Below are 20,770 nucleotides of genomic sequence, written 5' to 3' on the forward strand. Positions count from 1 at the left end.
ACGGATTCGCCGGTACAAAATCTTTCTATCCCACAATAAATTCAGTTGTCAAAATAAAAATAGATGTCACTATGCGTGTTGTGCTGGATTTATAGTCGATTTTGCTGCGATGCGGCGACAATATCGCTCCATCTGGCAAAAGACTGCCTTTTTAAATTCGAGGATTGAATAAATTATGCCGCAACTGCACGATAGCTTTGCCCCAAACGCTGTGCCGGGTTGCGGTCCGCTCATTCCGGCTTTGTCTGATGCGTTGCGGCCGTTGCGCCAGCAAATCTTTGAACGCGTGCGCGCGGCGGGCCAGATTGCGCGCGTTCAGGTTGCCAAGGAATTGGGGGTCAGCCCCGCCTCGGTTACAACCGGCGTTTCAGAGCTGATCGACGCGGGATTGCTGGAGGAAGTGATCGCGCCGCGCGAAGGTGAGGCAGGTCGTGGCCGGCCGGCCGTTGCCTTGGGTGTGCGGGCCTGCGCCCATTACGTGGCCGGCATGAAGCTGTCAGACCGCGAGCATACCGCCGTTATCGTCGACTTCGCTGGCAATGTAATCGCGAATGAGGTGGTGCAGCGCACCCCCAGTGCGATGGCCTTGCCGCAACTGCTAGCGGCAATGGAAACCTTGCTGGATAAAGTATGCGCCAAGGCGGGTATAAACCGTACCGAGCTTACGGCCCTGGGCCTTGGGGTGCCGGGGTTTGTCGATAGCGGCGCGGGCCAGGTGATGTGGTCGTCAGTCATGGCCGAGCGGGGACTGAACCTTGCAGCCTTGGCGACTGCGCATTTAGGTCTTGCAGTGCATATTGATAACGATGCGAATTTGGTCACGCTGGCCGAGCTGTGGTTCGGTGCAGGGCGTGGGCTTTCGGATTTTGCGGTGGTCACGATTGAGCATGGCGTCGGCATGGGTGTCGTGGTGAACCATCGCATTTATCGTGGCGCACATGGCTTGGGCATGGAACTGGGCCATACAAAGGTACAGCTGGACGGCGCATTGTGTCGCTGTGGCCAGCGCGGCTGCCTTGAGGCCTATGTCGCCGATTACGCGTTGGCGCGTGAAGCATCGACTGCGCTGAACTGGGTTGGCAAAGATGGCCAGTCGATCAATGTTTTGTTGGAAAGCCTGTATGACCATGCCAAAGCGGGCAATGCGGCGGCGCGGTCTATCTTTCGCCGCGCGGGCCGCTATCTGGCCGTGGGTTTGTCGAATGTCGTCAACCTGTTTGATCCATCCTTGATTATTCTAAGCGGCGAACGGATGCGCTATGACTATCTTTATGCGGCCGATACTTTAGCGGAAATGGAGAATCTTGCCATAGCTACGGGTCGCCCCCTTCCTCCGATAGAAATCCATGCCTGGGGCGATTTGCTGTGGGCGCAGGGTGCTGCGGCCCTGGCGCTTTCGGCGGTAACCGAAGGGTTGCTGGCAGGCAATCGTGATGGGCAACGTGAGGTGGCGGCGCAATGAAAACCCTATTCATCCTTTCCTTGGCTTTGGCCACACCAGCATTGGCAGACCCCAGTTTTATCAACCGCGCGGGTGCTTTGCCTGCCCCTGTGATTTACGCGGGCGAATGGGAGCATTTTGTCGGCGGTGGCGTGGCAATACTGGATTGCAACGCTGATGCGCGGCCCGATTTATTCGTGGCGGGGGGCACAGCGCCTGCTGCGCTGCTGGTCAATACCACAGCGCCCAAAGGCGACATAACCTTTGCCACAGGTGATATCAGCCCGATCACCGATGTAACGGGTGCCTATCCATTGGATATAAACGGTGATGGCATGATGGATCTGGCGGTTATGCGTGTCGGGCCAGATGTGTTTTTGCAGGGCGAACCCGATTGTAAATTCCATGACGCCACTGCCGAATGGCGCCTGCAAACCGGCGATCAATGGTCTACCGCATTTTCCGCCACTTGGGAAAAGGGGCAAAGCTGGCCTACGCTTGCCATTGGCCATTACGTTGACCGCAGCCGTCCCGATGGCCCGTTTGAGGCATGTGATACCAACAGCCTCTATCGCCCCCAATCCGGCGGTTATGGTGCAGCGGAAATCCTGTCGCCCGGCTATTGCGCCTTGTCGATGCTCTTTTCGGATTGGAAACGCAATGGCACGCCCGATCTGCGCATCTCGAACGACCGCCATTATTACGTGCGTGGCGGGTATGAGGAAATGTGGCATCTGAACCCGCTTGCACCCTATGCGCAATCCGAATGGCCGCGCTTTTCACTATGGGGTATGGGCATTGCCAGCCGCGACATTACGGGTGACGGCTTGCCCGAAGTGATGATGACCTCGATGGGCGACCAGTTGTTGCAGTACAACACCGGCAATGGCTTTGAAAATGTACCGTTTACCTTGGGCACCTATGCCCACCAACCCTATAGCGGCGATGATGGCCGCCCCAGCACCGGCTGGCATGCCGAGTTTGGCGATGTCGATAATGACGGGCGTGATGATCTGTTCATCGCCAAAGGCAATGTCGATCAGATGCCATCGAACGCGATTCACGACCCGAACAACCTGTTGATGCAAGGTGCAGATGGCGTGTTTGTCGAAAAAGGCGGCGTGGCAGGGATTGGCACGACTGACCGGTCACGCGGGGCTGGTTTGGCAGACCTGAACGCAGATGGGTTGCTGGATATTGTTGTCGTCAACCGCCGTGCGCCGATTGAGATTTGGCAAAATACCACAGCACAAACGGGCCATTGGCTGGGCGTGGCACTGCGCGGGCCAAGGGGCAACACCCAAGCCGTTGGCGCATGGGTTGAACTGCGGTACGGTGACAAGGTCCATGCGCGTGAGGTAACCGTGGGCGGCGGCCATGTCTCGGGCCAAGCGGGGCCGCAGCATTTCGGCCTTGGCGCGCATGACAGCGCCGAGGTTCGGGTGATCTGGCCAGATGGCACGGTGGGCGCATGGCTGCCTGTGGGGGCCGACCGCGTGGTGACGCTCGGCCCCGATGGCGTGATCGATTAGCGGTCGATTGGCAAGCCGCTGGGCACGGTGGCCGGAATACCAAGGCGGCCTGCAAGCGCCGTTGAATCGGTCAAACTGTCCAGAAACGCCAAGATTGCGGTTGTCTCATCCGCAGTCAGTGGATGCGCGGGCTGGCGGATTGCGGCCTTGATTGCTTGGCGCTCTGCCGGGTCATTGGTTGCGGCCCAATCATCCTTGGCGGGGGTGAACGCGGGCAGAACGGCTTGGGGTTGATACGCGTCCAATCCCGTTGCCGGATCGGCGTGAAACATCACGAATGCGCGCAAATCGGCATGGCTGCCCGCGTGACCATAGGGCGCGGTTTTGGTGACATTGCGCAAAGAAGGCGTGCGAAATGCATAGGCATCCTCGGGGCGGTTCGTTACGCGAATACGGCCTAAATCGCGTTGGTTGGTTTCAAACCGTTCGGCTTTGCCCGGACCAAGCTGGGGGGTGCCCATCGCATGGAAACCTTGGTCAGTCAGCAACGGGCCCGTGTGGCACGCGCCACAACCTGCTGATCCATAAAACAAATCTGCCCCTTTAGCTGCCAGCGCGGGCAAGGGGGCCTGACCCCGCAACCACGCATCAAAAGGCGCAGAATCCGACCGCCACTCTACGCTGATAAAAGCGGCGATCGCGTTGGAAATATCGGTAAAATCAATCGCCCGCCCTGCGCCGATGTCGGGATATACTGCGGCAAACTGTTGCTGGTAGGCCGGAATGGCGGCCACGCGCGCCGCGATCTTGTGCCATGCGCCATTCGGGCCGGTCAACTGACCCGTGCGCACGGATTTCGAAATCTCGTTTTCCGAATAATGCCCCGCCATTTCATCGGGTGACAGTACCGGAAACATGCTCTGCGCTGATAATAGCGAGGCAAAACCGCTGACCATCTCATCCTCAAGCGGGGTACGAAAGCCGATCGGGCGGGTCGCATCTGCTTCTATGCGGCCGTCGTAGAACACGCTTTTCAAGTCCAGTATGCCCAGGTTGAACAGGGCGGGCGCGTTACGGGGGATGCGCTGCTCGGGCATGTCGTTCGGGTCGGGTTTGCGCTCGGGGCCAAGGCCTATGCCGCCTTCGCCCAGGGCCAGCGACACGCCATCACCTGTGCCAAAACGCGGGTGGTGGCATGTGCCACATGAAATGTTACGATTGCCTGAAAGCAGAGGGTCCCAAAACAGCAGTTGCCCCAAAGCCACCTCCTCCGCCGTATGCTGCCTGAAATCGGCATCATTCAGCGGTGCGGGGCGCATTTCAGCATGGGCAGGCAAACAAGTTGTCGCCAATAGCGCTAACAAGGATATATATTGGTACATAGGGCCCTCCTCGGCGCAGCATATGCCTGAAATATCTGAAACAGAAACCCCAAAATCTGGCCCAAACTTGCCTATTTGGCAAAACGCCCTATTTGCTTGCGTTGTCTCGCTATGCGAAAAATGCAATATATGTGGTAAGAATGTTAATAAAGTCGAGCAGGAGACAGGATGCAGTGGTTTCGGCACAAAGGGTTGGGCTTGGCGACGCTTTTGCTTGGCGCCACGCTTGCATTTCCTGATCCTGTCAAGGCATTGGATAAGCTGGATTTTAACGTCACTGGCGGCGACAAGGATGTTGAATCCGCATTGCGCGGCGCTTCGTTGCTGTTGGCGGCCCAAGAAGAAGGCACAGCAAACCCCCAAGACCTTTTGGCCTCGGCAAGGGCGGAATACGGGCGGCTGGTGGGCACGCTTTATGCTTTGGGCCGGTATTCTGCTGTGGTCAGCATTCGGGTCGATGGGCGTGAGGCGGCCGATATCCCGCCATTAGAGGCGCCGGGTTCGATTGGCACGATTGTCCTGACTATTGATCCTGGCCCTGTGTTCACGTTTTCAAAGGCAAATGTGGCCCCGCTTGCGGCAGATACCAAGCTGCCAGAGGAGTTTCGTATCGGAGGCGTTGCTGCCAGTGATACCATATCGGCTGCGGCATCGGCGGCGGTGGATGGCTGGCGCAATGCGGGGCATGCATTGGCTGATGTGACCGGCCAGGACCTGACGGCAGACCACAATGCCAATACTCTGGCGGCAAATCTCGCAGTAACCGCTGGTCCCAGGCTGCGCTTTGGCGAGCTGCGTGTCAGCGGGCAAGAGCGGATGCGTCTGAACCGGATCATCAAGATTGCGGGCCTGCCAAGCGGCGAACAATTCAGCCCCAAAGAGCTGGAAGATGCCGCCGAGCGTCTGCGCCGCACCGGTGTGTTCAGCTCGGTCGCGCTGGTCGAAGATGACAAAATCACCGCGCCCGATCTGTTGGGGGTTTCGCTTAAGGTGGCCGAAGAAAAGCCCCGCCGCTATAGTTTCGGGGCCGAAATTGGCAGCAGCGAGGGTGCAAAACTTAGCGGCTATTGGCTACATCGCAATCTGTTTGGCGGCGGCGAACGCTTTAAGGTCGAAGGTGAAATCGCGCAGATTGGTGCACAAAACAGCGGCGTTGATTATGCGCTTGGCTTTAACATCGATCGCCCGGCAACCCTCAGCCCAGATACGACAGGCACCGCCTTTCTGAAATTCGGCCATGAGGATGAGACCGATTATGTTCAGGACTATGTGCAAACCGGCATTGGTTTTACCCATTATCTGTCGCGTGAAATCACGGCGCGGGTCGGGCTGGAATATGAAAAATCGCGGGTCAACTATACCTCTGTCACCGAAGACTACAGCAACATTGCGCTGCCTGTCGGTGCGAACTGGGATAAGCGCAATTCTAAAACCGATGCCACCCAAGGGTTTTACATTGATGCCGAGGTGTCGCCATTTCTGGGGTTCGGCACCACAGACTCGGGTGTCAAGCTAGAGGTGGATGCCCGCGCCTATCGTGGTTTTGGTGAAAATGATCGCGTTACATTTGCGGCACGGTTGCAGGCCAAAGGCGTGTTTGGCGCGTCGATCGACAATTTGTCGCCGGATTATCTGTATTATTCAGGCGGCGGTGGCACGGTGCGGGGACAAAAATATCAATCGCTTGGCTTTACCTCTGCCACAACAGGCGGCAGCACCGGTGGTACGGGCTTTTTGGGCGCCTCGTTTGAACTGCGGACCAAGGTGACCAAGAATATAGGCGTTGTTGGCTTTGCCGATTTTGGCCAAATTGCCAGCGAAGGGATGTTCGGCGGCAGCACGCTAAGCCAAGCAGGCGCGGGGCTGGGGCTGCGTTATGCCACGGGCTTCGGGCCGATCCGGCTTGATGTCGGTGTGCCGGTTTCGGGTGGGGGCAGCGGCGCCCAAGTCTATGTTGGCATAGGACAATCTTTTTAATGCGTAAGTTTCTGATTTCTTTACTAGTCCTGCTTTTGTTGCCCTTCGCGGCACTGGCCCAATCCGATGGTCGTGATACGCTGACCGCGTTTCTAGAGGATAATCTGTCAAGCAGCGGTCGCAAGGTAACGGTTACCGGCTTTACGGGGGCGTTTTCATCACAGGCCCAGGTCGAAAGCCTTACGATTGCCGACAGCGAAGGCGTTTGGCTGACCTTGAACAAGGTTGTGCTGGATTGGAGCCGCGCCTCGTTGCTACGCGGCGTGGTCAGTGTGAACGAACTGACCGCTGATGAGGTGATCGTCGCGCGCAAACCTTTGCCAGACCCGGATGCCATTCCCAGCCCCGAGGCAACGGGCTTTACCTTGCCCGAACTTCCAGTTTCGATAAGCGTCAAAAAGCTTTCGGCGCGGCGTATCCTTTTGGGGCCAACAGTGCTTGGCCAAGAAATAGAGGGCAGCCTTTCGGCGGCGTTGGAATTGAACGGCGGCCAAGGTAGCACCGATTTGTCGCTAGTGCGCACCGGCGACGGGCCGGATGGCGCGCTTACCCTGAAAGCCAGCTATGCCAATACCGACAAACAGCTGAATATTGACCTGAACCTGACCGAAGGCGCCAACGGTATCGCCAGCAGTTTGCTTAATCTGCCGGGAAAGCCGTCACTTGTGCTGAAAGTCGCCGGTGCGGGCCCGTTGGATGATTTTGCCGCAACGCTGGATTTGCAAACCGATGGCCAGAAACGCCTGGCCGGCGAGGTGATGCTGAAGGGCCAGCAAGATGGCGCACAAAAGTTTACCGTTAGCCTGAACGGCGATGCCGCGCCGCTATTCGTGCCTGAATACGCAGAATTTTTCGGCCCCGAAGTCAGCCTGAAGGCCGAGGGTCAGCGCAGTACCATTGGTCAGCTTGACCTGACCGCTTTGTCGGTTGATGCGCGTGCGCTGCAACTGGATGGTGCCGCGGTGATCGCCACCGATGGCCTGCCGCAAAAGCTGACATTGGTGGGGCGTCTGGGTTTGCCCAGCGGCGAGCCGGTGCTTCTACCCTTTGGCGGTGCGGCCGAAACCCGCGTAGCGGCTGCCGATTTGCGCCTGAACTTTGACGCAAGCAAAGGCGAAGGCTGGAGCGCGGCGGTAAACCTGACCGGCATGAACCGCAGCGACATTGTCATAGGCAACGCCAAGATTATCGGCTCGGGCCGGATCAACCGGCGTTCAGGCAGCGGTGGTACGATCGTTGGCGGTACCCTGAATTTTGACGCTAATGACGTGGAATTGGCAGACGCGGCCCTTGCCCGTGCCTTGGGCCAGAATATCAAAGGCAAGCTGATCTTTGATTGGCAAAAGGGTGGGCTCGGCTTTCACATCGGCCGGCTAGAGCTGAACGAGGACGGCTATAAAATCGCCACGTCGGCCCGCCTCGGCGTGTATGCAAACGGCTTTCGCTCGCGCGGTATTATCGATGCCGAGTATCAGGATCTGTCGCGCTTGTCAGAGCTTGCGGGCCGCCCGTTGGGGGGCAAGGGCGCGTTTCGCCTTAGTGGTCAGGTCGTGCCATTGGGCGGCGAATTTGACATAACCGCAGCCGTCAAAGGCACCGATATTGCCGTTGGCATTGATGAGGTTGATAACCTGTTGCGCGGTGGGTCGACGATTGATTTTGCGATTGCCCGCTCGAAAAAAGGGACATTCCTGCGCAGCCTGAATATCAAGGCACAGCAGTTGGTTGCCAGTGCCAAGGGCACATTGGCCACTGATAACAGCGATATAAAAGGCAGCCTGAATTTTGCCGACCTTGCTGCGCTAGGGGCGCAATATGGCGGCAGCCTGAACGCCTCGGCAAGCTTTACCGGTACACCCGCCGATGGCCGCATCACATTGGACGGCAAAGCGATTGATCTGCAAATCGGCCAGCAACAGGCCGATGCTTTGATCGCGGGCGAAAGCAACCTGTCGGTTGCAATAGGAATTGTCAACAAACGGCTAAATCTGGAGAAGGTGATCATCCAGAACCCGCAAATCAATGCCCGCGCAACCGGCTATCTGGATGCGGCGGGCAGTGACGTGTCGGCCAATCTGTCTTTGCCTGACCTGTCGCCTTTGGGTGCGGGCTATGGAGGCGCGCTGCAAGCGATGGTGACGGCCAAGGGCACGGTAAAAGATGGCCGTGTCACCCTGCAAGGGCAGGGCAATGATCTTGCCCTTGGTGTTGCGCAGGCGGACGGCATGCTGAAAGGCGCCAGCATTCTTGATACGGCCATCACCATCAAAGATGGCCACATCGAGATTGACAGGGCCACGCTTTCGAACCCCCAGATCAGCGCCAATATTGACGGTTTTTATGATCCAAAGGGCAGCGACCTGTCGGCCAATTTGTCTTTGCCAAGCCTTTCACCCATGGGCGCGGCCTATAGTGGCGCGTTGCAGGCGGTGGTTACGGCCAAAGGCACGCTTGACGCGGGGCGCGTTGAATTGTCGGGCCAGGGCGACAATCTTGCAATCGGCAACCCCGAGGCCGACAAGCTGTTGCGCGGCCAAAGCACGGTAAAGGCGGCGGTGAATTTCCGCGACCGCAAGCTGGAAATTGAAACGGCTGCTCTGTCAAACCCGCAGCTTTCGGCCAGTGCCACCGGCACGGTGACCGAGACCGAGCGCAAAGTGCAGCTTGAGGCGCGGCTGGCCAATCTGGCGCTGATCGTCGCTGATTTCCCCGGTGCTGTGACCGTTTCGGGCACGGCCAGCGAAAACGGCAACGGCGTTACGCTTGATCTGGCAGGCACGGGGCCGGGCGGCATTGATGCAAGGATAGCGGGTCGTATTGCCCCCGGCTTTCGCAGCGCGGATTTGGCGATCACGGGGTCGGCCCAAGCAGCCTTGGCCAACGCATTTCTTGGCGCACGTTCGATTTCCGGACAGGCCCAGTTCGATTTGCGGTTGAACGGGCCGTTCGCGCTGTCGTCGCTATCGGGGCGTGGCAGCCTGAGCGGCGGGCGGTTTTCGGCACCGAAATTGCCGTTCGGCCTGCAAGACATCGCATCGACAGTCACGCTTGGCGGCAATGCTGTGCAACTTAGCATGACATCTGCCCCCAGCACCGGCGGCAGTTTGACGGTTGATGGCAGCATTGGTCTGTCGGCCCCGAACACGGCTGATCTGCGCGTTGCGCTGCGCAATGCTGCGTTGAAAGACCCGAACCTTTACACCGTTTCTGTTGGCGGCGACTTGACTGTCAAAGGGCCACTGACAGGGGGCGCGGTGATCGGCGGAACGCTTCGTATTTCCGAGGCCGAACTGCAAGTGCCGACCACGGGGTTTTCGTCTATCGGGTCACTACCGGGCCTGAAGCACAAGAACGAACCTGCTAAGGTTAAGGGAACACGGTATAAAGCGGGGCTTATTGACCTAGGACCAAGCGATGGGGCCAACAGCACTGCTCGGCCCTTTGGCCTGAACCTGACAATCGACGCCCCTCGCAGCATCTATCTGCGCGGGCGTGGTATTGATGCCGAGTTTGGTGGCAATGTGGTTTTGCGCGGCGATACCAACGCGCCCATTCCCAGCGGAGCCTTTGAGCTGATCCGCGGTCGGCTTGATATTCTGGGCAAGCGGTTGGAACTGACCGAGGCCCAAATGCTGCTGCAGGGCGATTTGATCCCGAGCCTGAACATCAACGCAACAAATGAAGGCAGTGATGTCACCACGTCGGTTGTAATCAAGGGCCGCGCAGATGACCCTGAAATTTCCTTCACCTCAAGCCCCGAACTGCCGCAAGAAGAAGTCTTGGCGCAGCTGCTATTTGGCCGCGATCTTTCGTCTATTTCGGCTTTGCAAGCGGCGCAGCTTGCATCAGCCGTTGCCAGCCTTGCCGGTAAAGGCGGTGACGGTATCGTCGGGAACCTGCGCAAGAGCTTTGGCTTGGATGATCTTGACCTCACAACCGACTCCAATGGGAATGTGTCGGTCAAGGCGGGTAAGTACCTGAGCAAACGGGTTTATACCGAAGTTGAGGTTGATCAGCAGGGACAGAGCAAGATCAACCTGAACCTTGATCTGAAAAAGAATGTGACCGTGCGCAGCTCGGTTACGGCTTCGGGTGAAACCGGAATCGGGATATTCGTTCAAAAGGATTATTGAGGTGCCACGTGGCGCCTGTCTTCGATCTCGGCATCGACGGCGGCGCCCAGCAGCACGGCAAATGCCGACAAATAGAACCACATAAGCAAAGCAACAACTGCCCCGATTGACCCGTAAACTTGGTTATAATTGGTGAAGTTGCCAAGATAGAAAACCAAACCGCGCGAAACGGCGACCCAGAGGGCCAGCGCCAAAAATGCCCCGATGGTCAGAAACGGTGGCCTGCTTTCGCGCTGGGGGCGGTTTGGGCCAAGCCGGTAAGCAATTGCAATACTAAGCATTACCAACATGACGCCGACAAGAAAGTTTGTCGCCCGCAGGGTATTGGTTGCGGCGGCACCAAGCGGCAAATAATCCATAACCAACGGCATAACCACGGCCAATGTCATGCCTGCAAGCACCAGACCAACCAGCACCAACGTGACGATGAATGCACGAAGCACGTGGTGCACGCCGTTCCGGCTGGGCAGGCCGTGAATGGCATTAATGCCACTAATCAAGGCGCTTACGCCCGCGCGCGCAGACCACAAAGCAAAGAGCGTAGAAAATATCGTCGCCAGCCCAAGGTTTCGAGAATTGGTGGCCAGAATGCGCTGCACTTGACCATACAACAGGTCAAACGCCTCGTCCGGCAGATAATTTGCCGCAAGGTCAAGTTGGGTTTGCACAACATTTGGATCAGCGACAAAGCCCCAAATCGTGATGACTGCCACCAAAGCCGGAAAAATGGCAAGAAAACCGAAAAACGCGATGCCTGCAGCAATGAGTCCGATTTCGGCATTGGAAGCGCGGTTCCAGACCCCCAAGCAGTGTCGATAAAATGTCATGCTTACATGGGCCTTTTGCTTTAGTCGGGCAGGAATAGCATTGTAAGCCAACCATATCAAACCAAAATGACCCTCCCAAAACGGAGGCAATCCAGTCACCTTGGCGCAATTTTCATTTATGTGTCATGTGCGCAGGTCGCATGTGTTCGAAATCGCAGGTACTTTGCAGAAAAGTTTTGGATTTCGCGATGTTCCTTATCCTTGTTCTGCCACAGTGTTCATTGTGGGCAAGCTGCCATTTGGCTTGCGCCCGAAGCTTGTAAGCCGGGTTCATTATCGCCCCCGAACGCTGAGAATGGACCGACGCTTAGGCTCTGTTCGTAAATTTTGCGGCAAACAGTAATTTGTAGCCAAATCCGCATGTGCCTGAATCTCCCTTTGGCGCGCAGTAGGCGTCAATTTTCTTTAAAACGACCAGGTCTTAACACACCCGTCCGTCTGCCTTGACCCAAGCTTTGCCGAAAATGGGTCTCGGGCTACAGCTTTGTCGAACTGCGTACCGGGCCTACGGCTGGGTAACTGCGCCTCACAAACCGGCACCGGAAACGCGGGCGAGAATTGTACTATGTCCTACTCTCGCTCGGCGGATTGTCGTTGTGCGAAAACGGTCAAGTTGTCTTGAACCGCCCGCCGACCCAGGAGGGCAATCTTACTGTGCGGCGGAAAGTCGTTCTTCGCTGTGATAGCCATCGGCATAGGCCACAACGACATTTCGCGCAGCCTCGGCATCCCCAACCGAGACGGCCGCCCGCAATGCCCGCAGGGCCGAAGCCATCTGCAGTTCTGTCAGGCTTTGTTCGTGAGCGCGCAAAATCTTCGGGTGTGGCGTTGTTATCAGCTTTGCTCCGATCAACAGCTCTTCATGCAGCTTTTCACCCGGGCGCAGACCCGTCACCAAAATGGAGATGTCGCCTTCAGGGTGCTCTGCATCACGCACTGTTAGTCCGGCCGCTTCGATCATTTGCCGCGCCAGATCACGAATTTTAACAGGCGCGCCCATATCAAGCACGAAAACATCGCCACCTCCCATGTTGCCATCAGAAAAAGCTCCTGCCAGCAGAACAAGCCTCGCCGCTTCGGGTATCGTCATGAAAAAGCGGGTCACGTCTTCATGTGTCAGTGTGACCGGTTCGCCATTCGCAATCTGTTCCTTGAATAGCGGAATCACCGACCCCGAAGAGCCCAAGACGTTGCCAAACCTGACGATCGAGAAAACCGTAGACTTCGGTCGTTTGGCAAGATCCTGGATAACCAGTTCGGCAAGACGCTTGGACGCCCCCATTATGTTGGTTGGGCGCACAGCCTTATCTGTCGAAATCAGGACAAATTTTTCGACACTTGCTGCGTTCGCTGCATCTGCAAGCGTGCGGGTGCCCAAGACATTGTTGGCCAGTCCGGCAATCGGGTTCGCCTCGACCAAAGGAACGTGTTTATATGCCGCGGCGTGAAAGACGATGTCGACGTTATACTTTGACATTATCGCTCGCGCCAAACGGCCATCACCAACCGAGCCCAACACCGGAATGATGCGCACGTCAGTGCCATTTGCAAGTTTGGCCAAGGCGCGTTCAACCGTATAAAGCGCAATCTCGCTTATTTCAAAGAGCACAATACAGGCGGGTTTATGGGCCAAAAGCTGCTGGCACAGTGCCGTCCCAACAGATCCGCCGGCCCCCGAAATCAGAATTGTCTTGCCTTGATAGGTTTCCTCCGCGGCAGGGATCGACTTTTCAATTTGCGCCCGGCCCAAAAACTTGTCCGGATCTATCGGGGCCAATGTATCAACCAGCTTTTCGACCCCAACCAGCTGCGCAAACGAAGGAACAGACATCGCTGTCATGCCCATCGCCTGAAGCTTGCGCGCGATCTGAGCCAGCTTCATTGCCGGGACGGATGGCATTGCAAGCAAAACCCGACGGGCCTCATAGCGTTGTGCCAGTTCGGCAATGCGATCAGAGTGGCAAACGGGCAGCCCGCCAACCGACATCGACCGCAATTCCGGATTGTCATCTATGAATGCAACAGGCCTGATACTGCGATGGTTGCGCAATGCTGCAAGCAACTGCATCCCAGTGCGGCCCGCACCATAGATAATAACGCGCTGGCGTTGCTTGCCCGCGCCTAGAATCCATAACAGCACGTGCAACAAAGCAAAGCGCGCGCCAACAGCCAGAGGAAAAAAGATCAAGCCGAACAGGATGATGCCCAATCGCGGAAAAACCAAAGTTGATGCCCCGACAAAGGCGGCAAAGGCCAGCGTGACCAATAGAGCCATGAAGCCCGTTCGTAAAATACCCCATATTTCATAGCTATTCAGCCTTATATTCGGCAATTTCAAAGCAACAGTCGCCGCCCCTGCCAGCGCCTGCAAAGCAATCGCCGCAGGCCAGAATTGTTGAAAAAACGCAGAGTTTGGCAATGCCTCGTAAAGCAACATCCAAGAGGCCAGAAACGCAATCGGCGCAAGCAGGATGTCAATCAAAGCAAAGAGCAGCTTTTTTTCCTGTCTGGAAAGCTTGTCCACAAAAAGAAAGAGGTGTTGCCTGATCACGGAAACGAATCTCCTTACACGGTAGAAAATTACGATTGGCGCACGGGCGCGACATCTTGGTGTACCCTTTCACCTTGCGGTTGATTAATGGTTAACGGCTGAGCTGGGCTTGGTACAAAGTCGAACACGGTTTGAATGGCGTAAAGCTGCCTTTTTTGACCATACCTAAGTCGGCATTGGCATTAGGTGCTTGCTTGTTATAGTGGCGTAGCCCTTTGTAGGGCGTGGAGCGCTGCGATGCATACGGGCCAAAATCTGCGCCAAATTTTAAGGAGAATCTGCGATGGCTTTGCCAGTCATTCTTGTCGTTGGAAACTATGGCGATGGCGAAATTACTGCCTTATTGCCCGGTTTTGATCTGATCGCGCTGGCAAGTATTGCGGACATCAGCAGTATCGAACCATCCCGCCGGGCGGCGATTGCTGCGGTGGCTTATCGTGGGCATCACCCCTTTGGCAGCGCTGAAATGGACGCGCTACCGGGTTTGAAAATCATTGCAAATTATGGTGTTGGCTATGATGCGATTGATGTCGCGGCGGCCAGTGCGCGCGGCGTGCGTGTGACCAATACGCCTGATGTTTTGAACGAAGATGTAGCAGACCTAGCCATTGGAATGTTGCTTTCGTTGAACCGCAACATGGCGGCAAATGCCGAATGGCTGGCGCGGGGTGACTGGACAACCAAAGGCGATCCGCCGCTGGCCCGCAAGTTCAGCGGGGGGCGCGCGGGCATTATGGGCCTCGGCCGCATCGGCCGCGAAATTGCTGACCGGTTGGTCGCGTTCAAGATGGAAATCCATTATCACAGCCGCAGCCCCAAAGACACGCCCGAGGGCTGGGTTTGGCACGCCACCCCGCAAGGCTTGGCTGCCCATTGCGACTATTTGATTGTCGCACTTGTCGGCGGGGCAGAAACCCGGAACTATGTTTCGCGCGACGTGATTGCCGCGCTCGGCGCGGATTCGGTCATCGCAAATATTTCGCGTGGGTCGACTATAGACGAAATGGCAATGTTGGAAGCACTTGAATCAGGCCGCATTCGCGGCGCGGCGCTGGATGTTTTTGAATGCGAGCCGCAGCTTAATCCGCGTTTTCTGGCATTGCCCAACGTGGTGCTTCAACCGCATCAGGGCTCGGCCACGATTGAGACCCGCAAAGATATGGCTGCCCTTCAATGCGCCAATGTTCGTGCGTATTTCGCGGGTGGGGCGTTGCTTTCCCCTGTTAATTAGGGCGCGACGCCCTTGTTTCATATCGTGAAACAGCGGTTTGCCGGGCCGGTTTGCGCGGCCTACTTGCTTGAATTAATGATTGTTGTCGTCGAAAAGCACTTGCCCCTGTTGCGAATACCGATTAGACGACGCGAACGGAGTGCGGGCGTAGCTCAGGGGTAGAGCATAACCTTGCCAAGGTTAGGGTCGGGCGTTCGAATCGCCTCGCCCGCTCCAGATTTCTTAGCCTTGCCAAAGGCTTACAAGAGGCCGCCTTCGGGCGGCTTTTTTGTTTTGCAGCCGTTCCAAACACATATTCCCCCTATCCAAGATACCTGATCACTCCCCGCGTTGTGCCTGACTGGTGGCAAGGCGCCCTACCGCCAATCGACATGTTTGGCGCGTGATGTCAGCCACGTCATCACAGCGTCAATCGCTGCATTGGGTGTCGATCTTCGCAAAGTCAGAAGGTAAAAATCTTGTGCTGCGATGTTTGGTGCAGCGATGACTTCTACAAGGCGGCCTGCTGCGATTTCACCAGCGACGAGAAAACGGCTGACCAAGGCGACGCCTTGTCCGGAAAGAGCCGCATCCACAGCCAACGCGGATTGGCTAAGCCGCAGCCCCCGCTTGCCTTGATCTGTTAAATGCAATTCGGCCAGAAGCTTTGGCCACAGATTGTGGCTGTCATGGATTTTCGGCATGCGCGAAAGCATTTCGCCACTGATTGGCCACTGCTCGCCTTCGATCAGTTTCGGCGCGGCTACGGCGATCACGTCTTGTTTGAACAGCAAAGAGGCGTGCAACGTCGCGCCAAATGGCGGTTCGCCCTGACGAACAGCCAGATCAATGCCATCGCTGTGAAAGCTGGATACTTTCTCGGTGGCCAGAATGCGCAGGTCTATTTCGGGGAACTTCTCGGCAAAATCGGGCAGGTTTGGGATGAGCCACTTCGATGCAAAGGTCGGCGTGACGCTGATTGTCACAGTGCCAACCTCGGGCTTTAGCTGCGCCGTTGCCGCGTGCAAATCGGAAAACGCGCTTGCGATCCTCTTGTGATACCCGCGCCCAACGGTCGTCAGCGCCAGGCCTTTGGGCAATCGATCAAAAAGCGCGATCCCCAGGTCGGCCTCTAGTTGGCGCACCTGCTGGGCCACCGCCCCTTGCGTCACCCCCATCTCGTCCGCGGCCGCGCGAAAGCTGAGCCTGCGGCCGGCAACGTCAAAGGCGCGAAGCCCGTTAAGAGAAGGTAGCTTTGTCATACCTCGATAGTATTTCTATCGTCACAAAACATCAAACCTTATTCGTATGCTATAAAAATGCCTGATATACGGAAAGTGGGAATTTTTGGAGATCATAATGTCAGTAGAAAAAGTGGCACTAATTACAGCAGGGGGCAGCGGGATGGGGGCTGATGCGGCCCGTCGGTTGGCGGCAGACGGATTCAAGGTCGGTATTCTGTCCTCTTCGGGGAAGGGTGAGGCGCTCGGCGCCGAGCTTGGTGGGTTTGGCGTGACAGGATCAAACCTGAACGCCAAAGATCTGACCGCACTTGTTCAAGGCGCGCAGGACCGTTGGGGGCGCGTCGATGTTTTGGTCAATTCCGCGGGTCATGGCCCCAAAGGCCCGGTGTTGGAAATCAGCGACGACGATTGGCATCAGGGTATGGAAGTCTATCTGATGAACGTGATCCGCCCGACCCGTCTCGTCACCCCTTTGATGCAGGCGCAAGGCGGCGGGGCCATCATCAACATCTCGACCTTTGCCGCATTCGAGCCCGACCCGCTTTTTCCAACATCCGGTGTATTTCGCGCAGGGCTTGCAGCTTTCACCAAGCTGTTTTCCGACAAATATGCACGCGACAACATCCGCATGAACAACGTCTTGCCGGGGTTCATCGACAGCCTGCCAGAAAGCGAAGATCGCAAGGCGCGGATTCCCATGGGTCGCTATGGACGCGCCGAAGAAGTGTCGTCCTTCATCTCATTTCTGGCGTCTGCGGGCGGCGGCTATATGACTGGCCAAAACATTCGCCTTGATGGAGGGCTTACCCGTGCGGTCTGAGGCCACGTTGCAAGCTGCATCACGCGAACGTCTGGTCTTTGCAGTCAAATGGGGTGCCTCGGCGATTCAGATCATGGGGTATACAGCGACCGGTTTCGGCTGGACGCCATGGAACCTCTATCTGTTTCTGGTTGGCGTTCTGGGCTGGTTTGCCGTTGGTGTTTTGTGGAATGACAGGGCCTTGATGCTTATTCATCTTGTTGCCCTTGGCGCCATGATTGCAGGCATGACCAACAGCCAATAGCCCGATTACTGCGCGTGGCAGTGGCAGGCACGGCACGATTGTAGGGCATTGCGCTATGCCCGATCTGTGGTTGGCCGGTTGCCAAAGGGTGCATCCGGCCGCCCCATCAAAGCAATGAAACCGCCGCCTACCGATTGGCAATGCAAAGCTTGATGGTTTTGTCCGTGCTATAGGTCAGCCTGATCTCCAACACCGCATCGCCATCCCCCAGCACAAGTGCCGCCGCTGATTGCTGCATGAATGCGGTATCACCCCCAGTCAGGCGGGTCGCATTTATCACCGGCTCACCTGCCAAAACATGAAAGGCAAGCAGGCCGTGTTCTGGCCGATTTATCACGTGTTCCAAGGTGCCTTGACGCGTCCGAACCTCTCCATCACAACACAATGGGTCAAACATCAAGTTCAGGTCGGTCAATGGCCCGCCCGTCAGGTGCGACTGGATTTTCAGGCCACCGTCAAAGCGCACGGGCTGCCATAGGTTAGCGGTTAGCTGTTCAGTCGGGGTTTCCAAGGTCATTGACCCGCCCGAAACCACGGTCAACACGCGCATAAACCCCGCAAAATCTGAAAAAGGACCATCTTGCGCCACATCGGCGCGGCTGATCGTCCAGACCACCCGCTCTGCCAACATACCGCTGGCAATCTTGCGCGTCACCCCGCCGCCGTTTTTCCACGGGGTCTCGATTAGCTCGGATTGCTTTAAAATATCCATTGCTCAACTTTCCGGCGGGGGCATCTGACCCTTTGAAATCCGCGGCTCAGACACCCAACCTGTCACGCAGCGCATAATACCACGACCCGATCATGGAATAGGGAACCCGCAGCATCCGCCCACCGGGGAATGGGTACCACGGCACCGCTGCAAACACGTCAAAGCGGGTTTTGTCGCCATCAATCGCTTGGGCAAGTATTTTCCCAAAAGTATGCGAGCCAGTGACACCATGGCCCGAATAGCCATGCGCGAAATAGGTATTCGCGCCAAGACGCCCCATTTGCGGAACACGGCTAAAGGACAGTGCGAAATTCCCGCTCCACGCAAAGTCTATCTTGACGCCTTTCAGGCTGGGATAAACCTTTTCCATCGCGGGCCGCAGCTTTGCCTCGACATCTGCCGGGTCTGTGCCGCCATAAACCGTGCCACCGCCAAATATCAACCGTTTGTCAGCGGTAAGGCGAAAGTAATCAAGGATATAGCGCACATCTTCGACGCATTTATCGGTGGGCAACAGGGCATTGGCACGGTCGTCCCCCAAAGGCACGGTCGCCATCATCTGGGTCGAAACCGGCATGACACGCGCCGTCAACGCAGGCACAACATGGCCAAGATATGCGTTGCCACACAGTACCAACGTGTCGCAAGTCATTGTGCCGCCTGCGGTTTTCACCACGGGTCTGGCTGCCGCCGTGTCGGTATGGATGACCGGCGATTGTTCATAAATCACCCCGCCCAGCTTTTCGAACGCCGCGGCCTCACCCAGACACAGGTTCAGCGGGTGCATATGGCCGCCACTGTGGTCAATCATCCCACCTGCATAGACATCCGACCCGATGTGTTCACGCAATTGCGCCTTGTCCAGCATCTCTTGGTTATTGATGCCATAGCTTGCCCAAAGCGCGCGCCGCGCCTCTAGCTCTTTCATATGGGTGGACGTCAGGCCGGTAAAAATGTTGCCCGGTTTCAGATCGCATTGGATGCCATAGGTTTTCACCCGTTCTCGGATGATTTCACCGCCTTCTTGGACCAGCCCGGCCACGAAATTCGCGGTGTCCTGCCCATAGCGGCCTTTGATCGTCTGCAAGCTGGCGTTCAGCCCGTTAACGATTTGCCCGCCATTGCGGCCCGACGCGCCCCAACCGACGCGCGCGCCCTCAATAATCGCGACCTTATAGCCCTTTTCGACCAGATGCAGCCCCGTTGACAGGCCCGAATACCCCGCCCCGACAATGCAAATATCAATCTGGTTATCGCCAGTCAGCGCGGGGCGTTCGGGTGAAGGGTTGGCACTGGCGGCGTAATAGCTGCCGGTATGTTTGGTCTGGCCGGTGCTGGCAAAGGTTTCAATGGCCATCACACCGTCTCCAGATAGCTGTCATATTCGAAATCGGTCACATAGCGCGAAAACCGCTTTAGTTCCTGCATCTTGCATTCGACCAGCATTGTCTGCAGGCGCTTGGAAAATACGTCCTGCACATGTTGGCCGCGACGAAACGCCTGAATGGCAGTCGCCCAATCCAGCGGCAAATGGTCAAGCTTTTGGCTATAAGCATCGCCGACAATGGGCGCGGCCGGTTCCATTTTGCCCTCAATTCCGACCAAGGCGCCGCCCAAAATACTGCCAAGCACCAGATAGGGGTTCGCATCTGCCCCTGCCACGCGATGTTCGATGCGCCGCGCCTTGTGGCTGCCGCCTGGAATACGGATCGCGGCGGTGCGGTTTTCATAGCCCCAAGCCACGCTTGTCGGCGCATGGGCGCCTGGCAACAGGCGGCGATAGGAATTTTGGTGCGGAGCAAAAGTCAGCGTGTTTTCCTGCATTGTTTCCAGCAGTCCGGCCACGGCATTCATCATCAAAGGCGTGCCTTCTTCGCCGCCATTGTCAAACATGTTGACGCCGTTTTCGTCAATCAGGCTGAAATGCACATGAAATCCACTGCCCGACCGGTCGCCATAGGGTTTGGCCATAAAGGTCGCAGCCATACCGTGTTTGCGCGCGATACCATGCACCAGCCGCTTAAAGAGCACCGCATCATCAGCCGCTTGCAACGGATCGGCGACATGCACCATGTTAATTTCAAACTGACCCGCGCCGTTCTCGGAAATTGCTGCATCTGCTGGAATGCCCTGCTCATGGCAGGCATCATAGACATCGTTCAAAAACTCGTCAAAATGCTGCAATTCGTCCAGCGATAGGGCGCCATCGGAATCCAGCCTTTTGCCGGTTACAGGCGAGCAGGGGGGTTGCGGCTGCGCCTCAGAAGGGTCGCACAAATAGAACTCCAGCTCGGTGGCGACGACAGGTGTCAACCCCAGCGCCTTGTAGCGATCTACAATACTTGCCAACGCACGGCGCGGATCGCCGGGAAACGGCTCGCCATTTTCGGTGTCCATCCAGAACATCACAAGCGCCGACGGCCTGCTCGTCCAATTAACCATAACAATCGGCCGCCCAGTGTACTCGCAAATGCCATCGGCATCACCCGTTTCAAACACCAGTTCGTTGTTTTCGATGTCTTCGCCCCAAATATCCACGCTCAGCACAGAAAGCGGCATGCGTAGCCCGCCATCCATGATTTCCTTGGCCTTTTCAATGGGAAGGCGCTTGCCGCGCATCGCGCCGTTCAGGTCGCAGACACAGGCAAAAACGGATTCAATTTCAGGGCGATCCTGAAGCCATTTTCTAATGTTGGTTGCGGGCATCAAGGGTCTTCCTTTTTGGAACAATGTGGGTAGCGAATTTTGGAGTGGGCG

Annotated in this window: 14 protein-coding genes and 1 tRNA gene; 8 read left to right on the forward strand and 7 right to left on the reverse strand. The window is 56.8% G+C overall.

Translation table 11 applies throughout. From position 1 onward, the window contains the following. The first annotated feature begins 172 nt into the window (after positions 1-172). Positions 173-1,462 (forward strand): ROK family transcriptional regulator, encoded by a 1,290-nt coding sequence (locus AKU79_RS16865; RefSeq protein ID WP_408002851.1) that lies wholly within the window; start codon positions 173-175, stop codon positions 1,460-1,462. Next, positions 1,459-2,973 carry a CRTAC1 family protein gene (locus AKU79_RS16870; RefSeq protein ID WP_050524723.1) on the forward strand — a complete coding sequence of 505 codons (1,515 nt, stop codon included), beginning with the start codon at positions 1,459-1,461 and terminating at the stop codon, positions 2,971-2,973. The genes AKU79_RS16865 and AKU79_RS16870 overlap by 4 nt, the downstream gene beginning before the upstream one ends. On the opposite strand, the gene AKU79_RS16875 is transcribed toward AKU79_RS16870, so the two are convergent. Further along, positions 2,970-4,295, reverse strand: coding sequence for a cytochrome-c peroxidase (locus tag AKU79_RS16875; RefSeq protein WP_050524724.1), 1,326 nt, complete (start codon positions 4,293-4,295; stop codon positions 2,970-2,972). The genes AKU79_RS16870 and AKU79_RS16875 overlap by 4 nt on opposite strands. A 168-nt stretch (positions 4,296-4,463) precedes the next feature. Here AKU79_RS16875 and AKU79_RS16880 point away from each other — a divergent pair, with 168 nt between their 5' ends. Then, complete coding sequence (locus AKU79_RS16880) at positions 4,464-6,272, forward strand: autotransporter assembly complex protein TamA (protein WP_050524725.1); 1,809 nt, start codon at positions 4,464-4,466, stop codon at positions 6,270-6,272. Beyond that, entirely contained in the window at positions 6,272-10,405 is a 4,134-nt protein-coding gene (locus tag AKU79_RS16885) for a translocation/assembly module TamB domain-containing protein (RefSeq protein WP_050524726.1), read from the forward strand. Before AKU79_RS16880 ends, AKU79_RS16885 begins: the two co-directional genes overlap by 1 nt. On the opposite strand, the gene AKU79_RS16890 is transcribed toward AKU79_RS16885, so the two are convergent. Together AKU79_RS16890 and AKU79_RS16895 are read right to left on the reverse strand one after the other, a co-directional pair. Then, entirely contained in the window at positions 10,399-11,232 is an 834-nt protein-coding gene (locus AKU79_RS16890) for a YihY/virulence factor BrkB family protein (RefSeq protein ID WP_050524727.1), read from the reverse strand. The two genes, AKU79_RS16885 and AKU79_RS16890, sit on opposite strands and share 7 nt — an antisense overlap. A 649-nt stretch (positions 11,233-11,881) precedes the next feature. After that, entirely contained in the window at positions 11,882-13,780 is a 1,899-nt protein-coding gene (locus AKU79_RS16895) for a polysaccharide biosynthesis protein (RefSeq protein WP_050524873.1), read from the reverse strand. 286 nt (positions 13,781-14,066) lie between these two features. On the opposite strand from AKU79_RS16895, the gene AKU79_RS16900 reads away from it, so the two are divergent. Next, positions 14,067-15,014 (forward strand): 2-hydroxyacid dehydrogenase, encoded by a 948-nt coding sequence (locus AKU79_RS16900; RefSeq protein WP_050524728.1) that lies wholly within the window; start codon positions 14,067-14,069, stop codon positions 15,012-15,014. A 141-nt stretch (positions 15,015-15,155) separates the two neighbouring features. Then, positions 15,156-15,230: transfer RNA gene (locus AKU79_RS16905), tRNA-Gly, on the forward strand. Positions 15,231-15,370: 140 nt separating this feature from the next. On the opposite strand, the gene AKU79_RS16910 is transcribed toward AKU79_RS16905, so the two are convergent. Next, the gene (locus tag AKU79_RS16910; RefSeq protein ID WP_050524729.1) at positions 15,371-16,255 is read right to left on the reverse strand and encodes a LysR substrate-binding domain-containing protein; all 885 of its coding nucleotides are present in this window, start codon (positions 16,253-16,255) and stop codon (positions 15,371-15,373) included. 97 nt (positions 16,256-16,352) lie between these two features. On the opposite strand from AKU79_RS16910, the gene AKU79_RS16915 reads away from it, so the two are divergent. After that, entirely contained in the window at positions 16,353-17,057 is a 705-nt protein-coding gene (locus AKU79_RS16915; protein ID WP_050524730.1) for an SDR family oxidoreductase, read from the forward strand. Further along, positions 17,032-17,301: a DUF6552 family protein gene (locus AKU79_RS16920; RefSeq protein WP_050524731.1), complete on the forward strand. Its 270-nt coding sequence runs from the start codon at positions 17,032-17,034 to the stop codon at positions 17,299-17,301. The genes AKU79_RS16915 and AKU79_RS16920 overlap by 26 nt, the downstream gene beginning before the upstream one ends. A 127-nt stretch (positions 17,302-17,428) precedes the next feature. On the opposite strand, the gene AKU79_RS16925 is transcribed toward AKU79_RS16920, so the two are convergent. The 3 genes from AKU79_RS16925 to AKU79_RS16935 are packed head-to-tail and all read right to left on the reverse strand — an operon-like array spanning position 17,429 to position 20,719. Continuing rightward, the gene (locus AKU79_RS16925) at positions 17,429-18,013 is read right to left on the reverse strand and encodes a HutD/Ves family protein (protein WP_050524732.1); all 585 of its coding nucleotides are present in this window, start codon (positions 18,011-18,013) and stop codon (positions 17,429-17,431) included. A gap of 46 nt (positions 18,014-18,059) precedes the next feature. Beyond that, positions 18,060-19,370, reverse strand: coding sequence for an NAD(P)/FAD-dependent oxidoreductase (locus tag AKU79_RS16930; protein WP_050524733.1), 1,311 nt, complete (start codon positions 19,368-19,370; stop codon positions 18,060-18,062). Further along, positions 19,370-20,719 carry a glutamine synthetase family protein gene (locus AKU79_RS16935; RefSeq protein ID WP_050524734.1) on the reverse strand — a complete coding sequence of 450 codons (1,350 nt, stop codon included), beginning with the start codon at positions 20,717-20,719 and terminating at the stop codon, positions 19,370-19,372. The genes AKU79_RS16930 and AKU79_RS16935 overlap by 1 nt, the downstream gene beginning before the upstream one ends. Between the last annotated feature and the right edge of the window lie 51 nt (positions 20,720-20,770).

The organism is Pseudorhodobacter wandonensis, assembly GCF_001202035.1.
Lineage (GTDB): Bacteria > Pseudomonadota > Alphaproteobacteria > Rhodobacterales > Rhodobacteraceae > Pseudorhodobacter > Pseudorhodobacter wandonensis.

Bases quoted from the DNA above. Each gene is read 5' to 3' on its own strand.
- AKU79_RS16925 (WP_050524732.1), bottom strand. From the start codon at position 18,013: ATGGATATTTTAAAGCAATCCGAGCTAATCGAGACCCCGTGGAAAAAC.
- AKU79_RS16890 (WP_050524727.1), bottom strand. From the start codon at position 11,232: ATGACATTTTATCGACACTGCTTGGGGGTCTGGAACCGCGCTTCCAAT.
- AKU79_RS16930 (WP_050524733.1), bottom strand. From the start codon at position 19,370: ATGGCCATTGAAACCTTTGCCAGCACCGGCCAGACCAAACATACCGGC.
- AKU79_RS16885 (WP_050524726.1), top strand. From the start codon at position 6,272: ATGCGTAAGTTTCTGATTTCTTTACTAGTCCTGCTTTTGTTGCCCTTC.
- AKU79_RS16910 (WP_050524729.1), bottom strand. From the start codon at position 16,255: ATGACAAAGCTACCTTCTCTTAACGGGCTTCGCGCCTTTGACGTTGCC.
- AKU79_RS16935 (WP_050524734.1), bottom strand. From the start codon at position 20,719: ATGCCCGCAACCAACATTAGAAAATGGCTTCAGGATCGCCCTGAAATT.
- AKU79_RS16915 (WP_050524730.1), top strand. From the start codon at position 16,353: ATGTCAGTAGAAAAAGTGGCACTAATTACAGCAGGGGGCAGCGGGATG.
- AKU79_RS16920 (WP_050524731.1), top strand. From the start codon at position 17,032: ATGGAGGGCTTACCCGTGCGGTCTGAGGCCACGTTGCAAGCTGCATCA.
- AKU79_RS16870 (WP_050524723.1), top strand. From the start codon at position 1,459: ATGAAAACCCTATTCATCCTTTCCTTGGCTTTGGCCACACCAGCATTG.
- AKU79_RS16875 (WP_050524724.1), bottom strand. From the start codon at position 4,295: ATGTACCAATATATATCCTTGTTAGCGCTATTGGCGACAACTTGTTTG.
- AKU79_RS16900 (WP_050524728.1), top strand. From the start codon at position 14,067: ATGGCTTTGCCAGTCATTCTTGTCGTTGGAAACTATGGCGATGGCGAA.
- AKU79_RS16880 (WP_050524725.1), top strand. From the start codon at position 4,464: ATGCAGTGGTTTCGGCACAAAGGGTTGGGCTTGGCGACGCTTTTGCTT.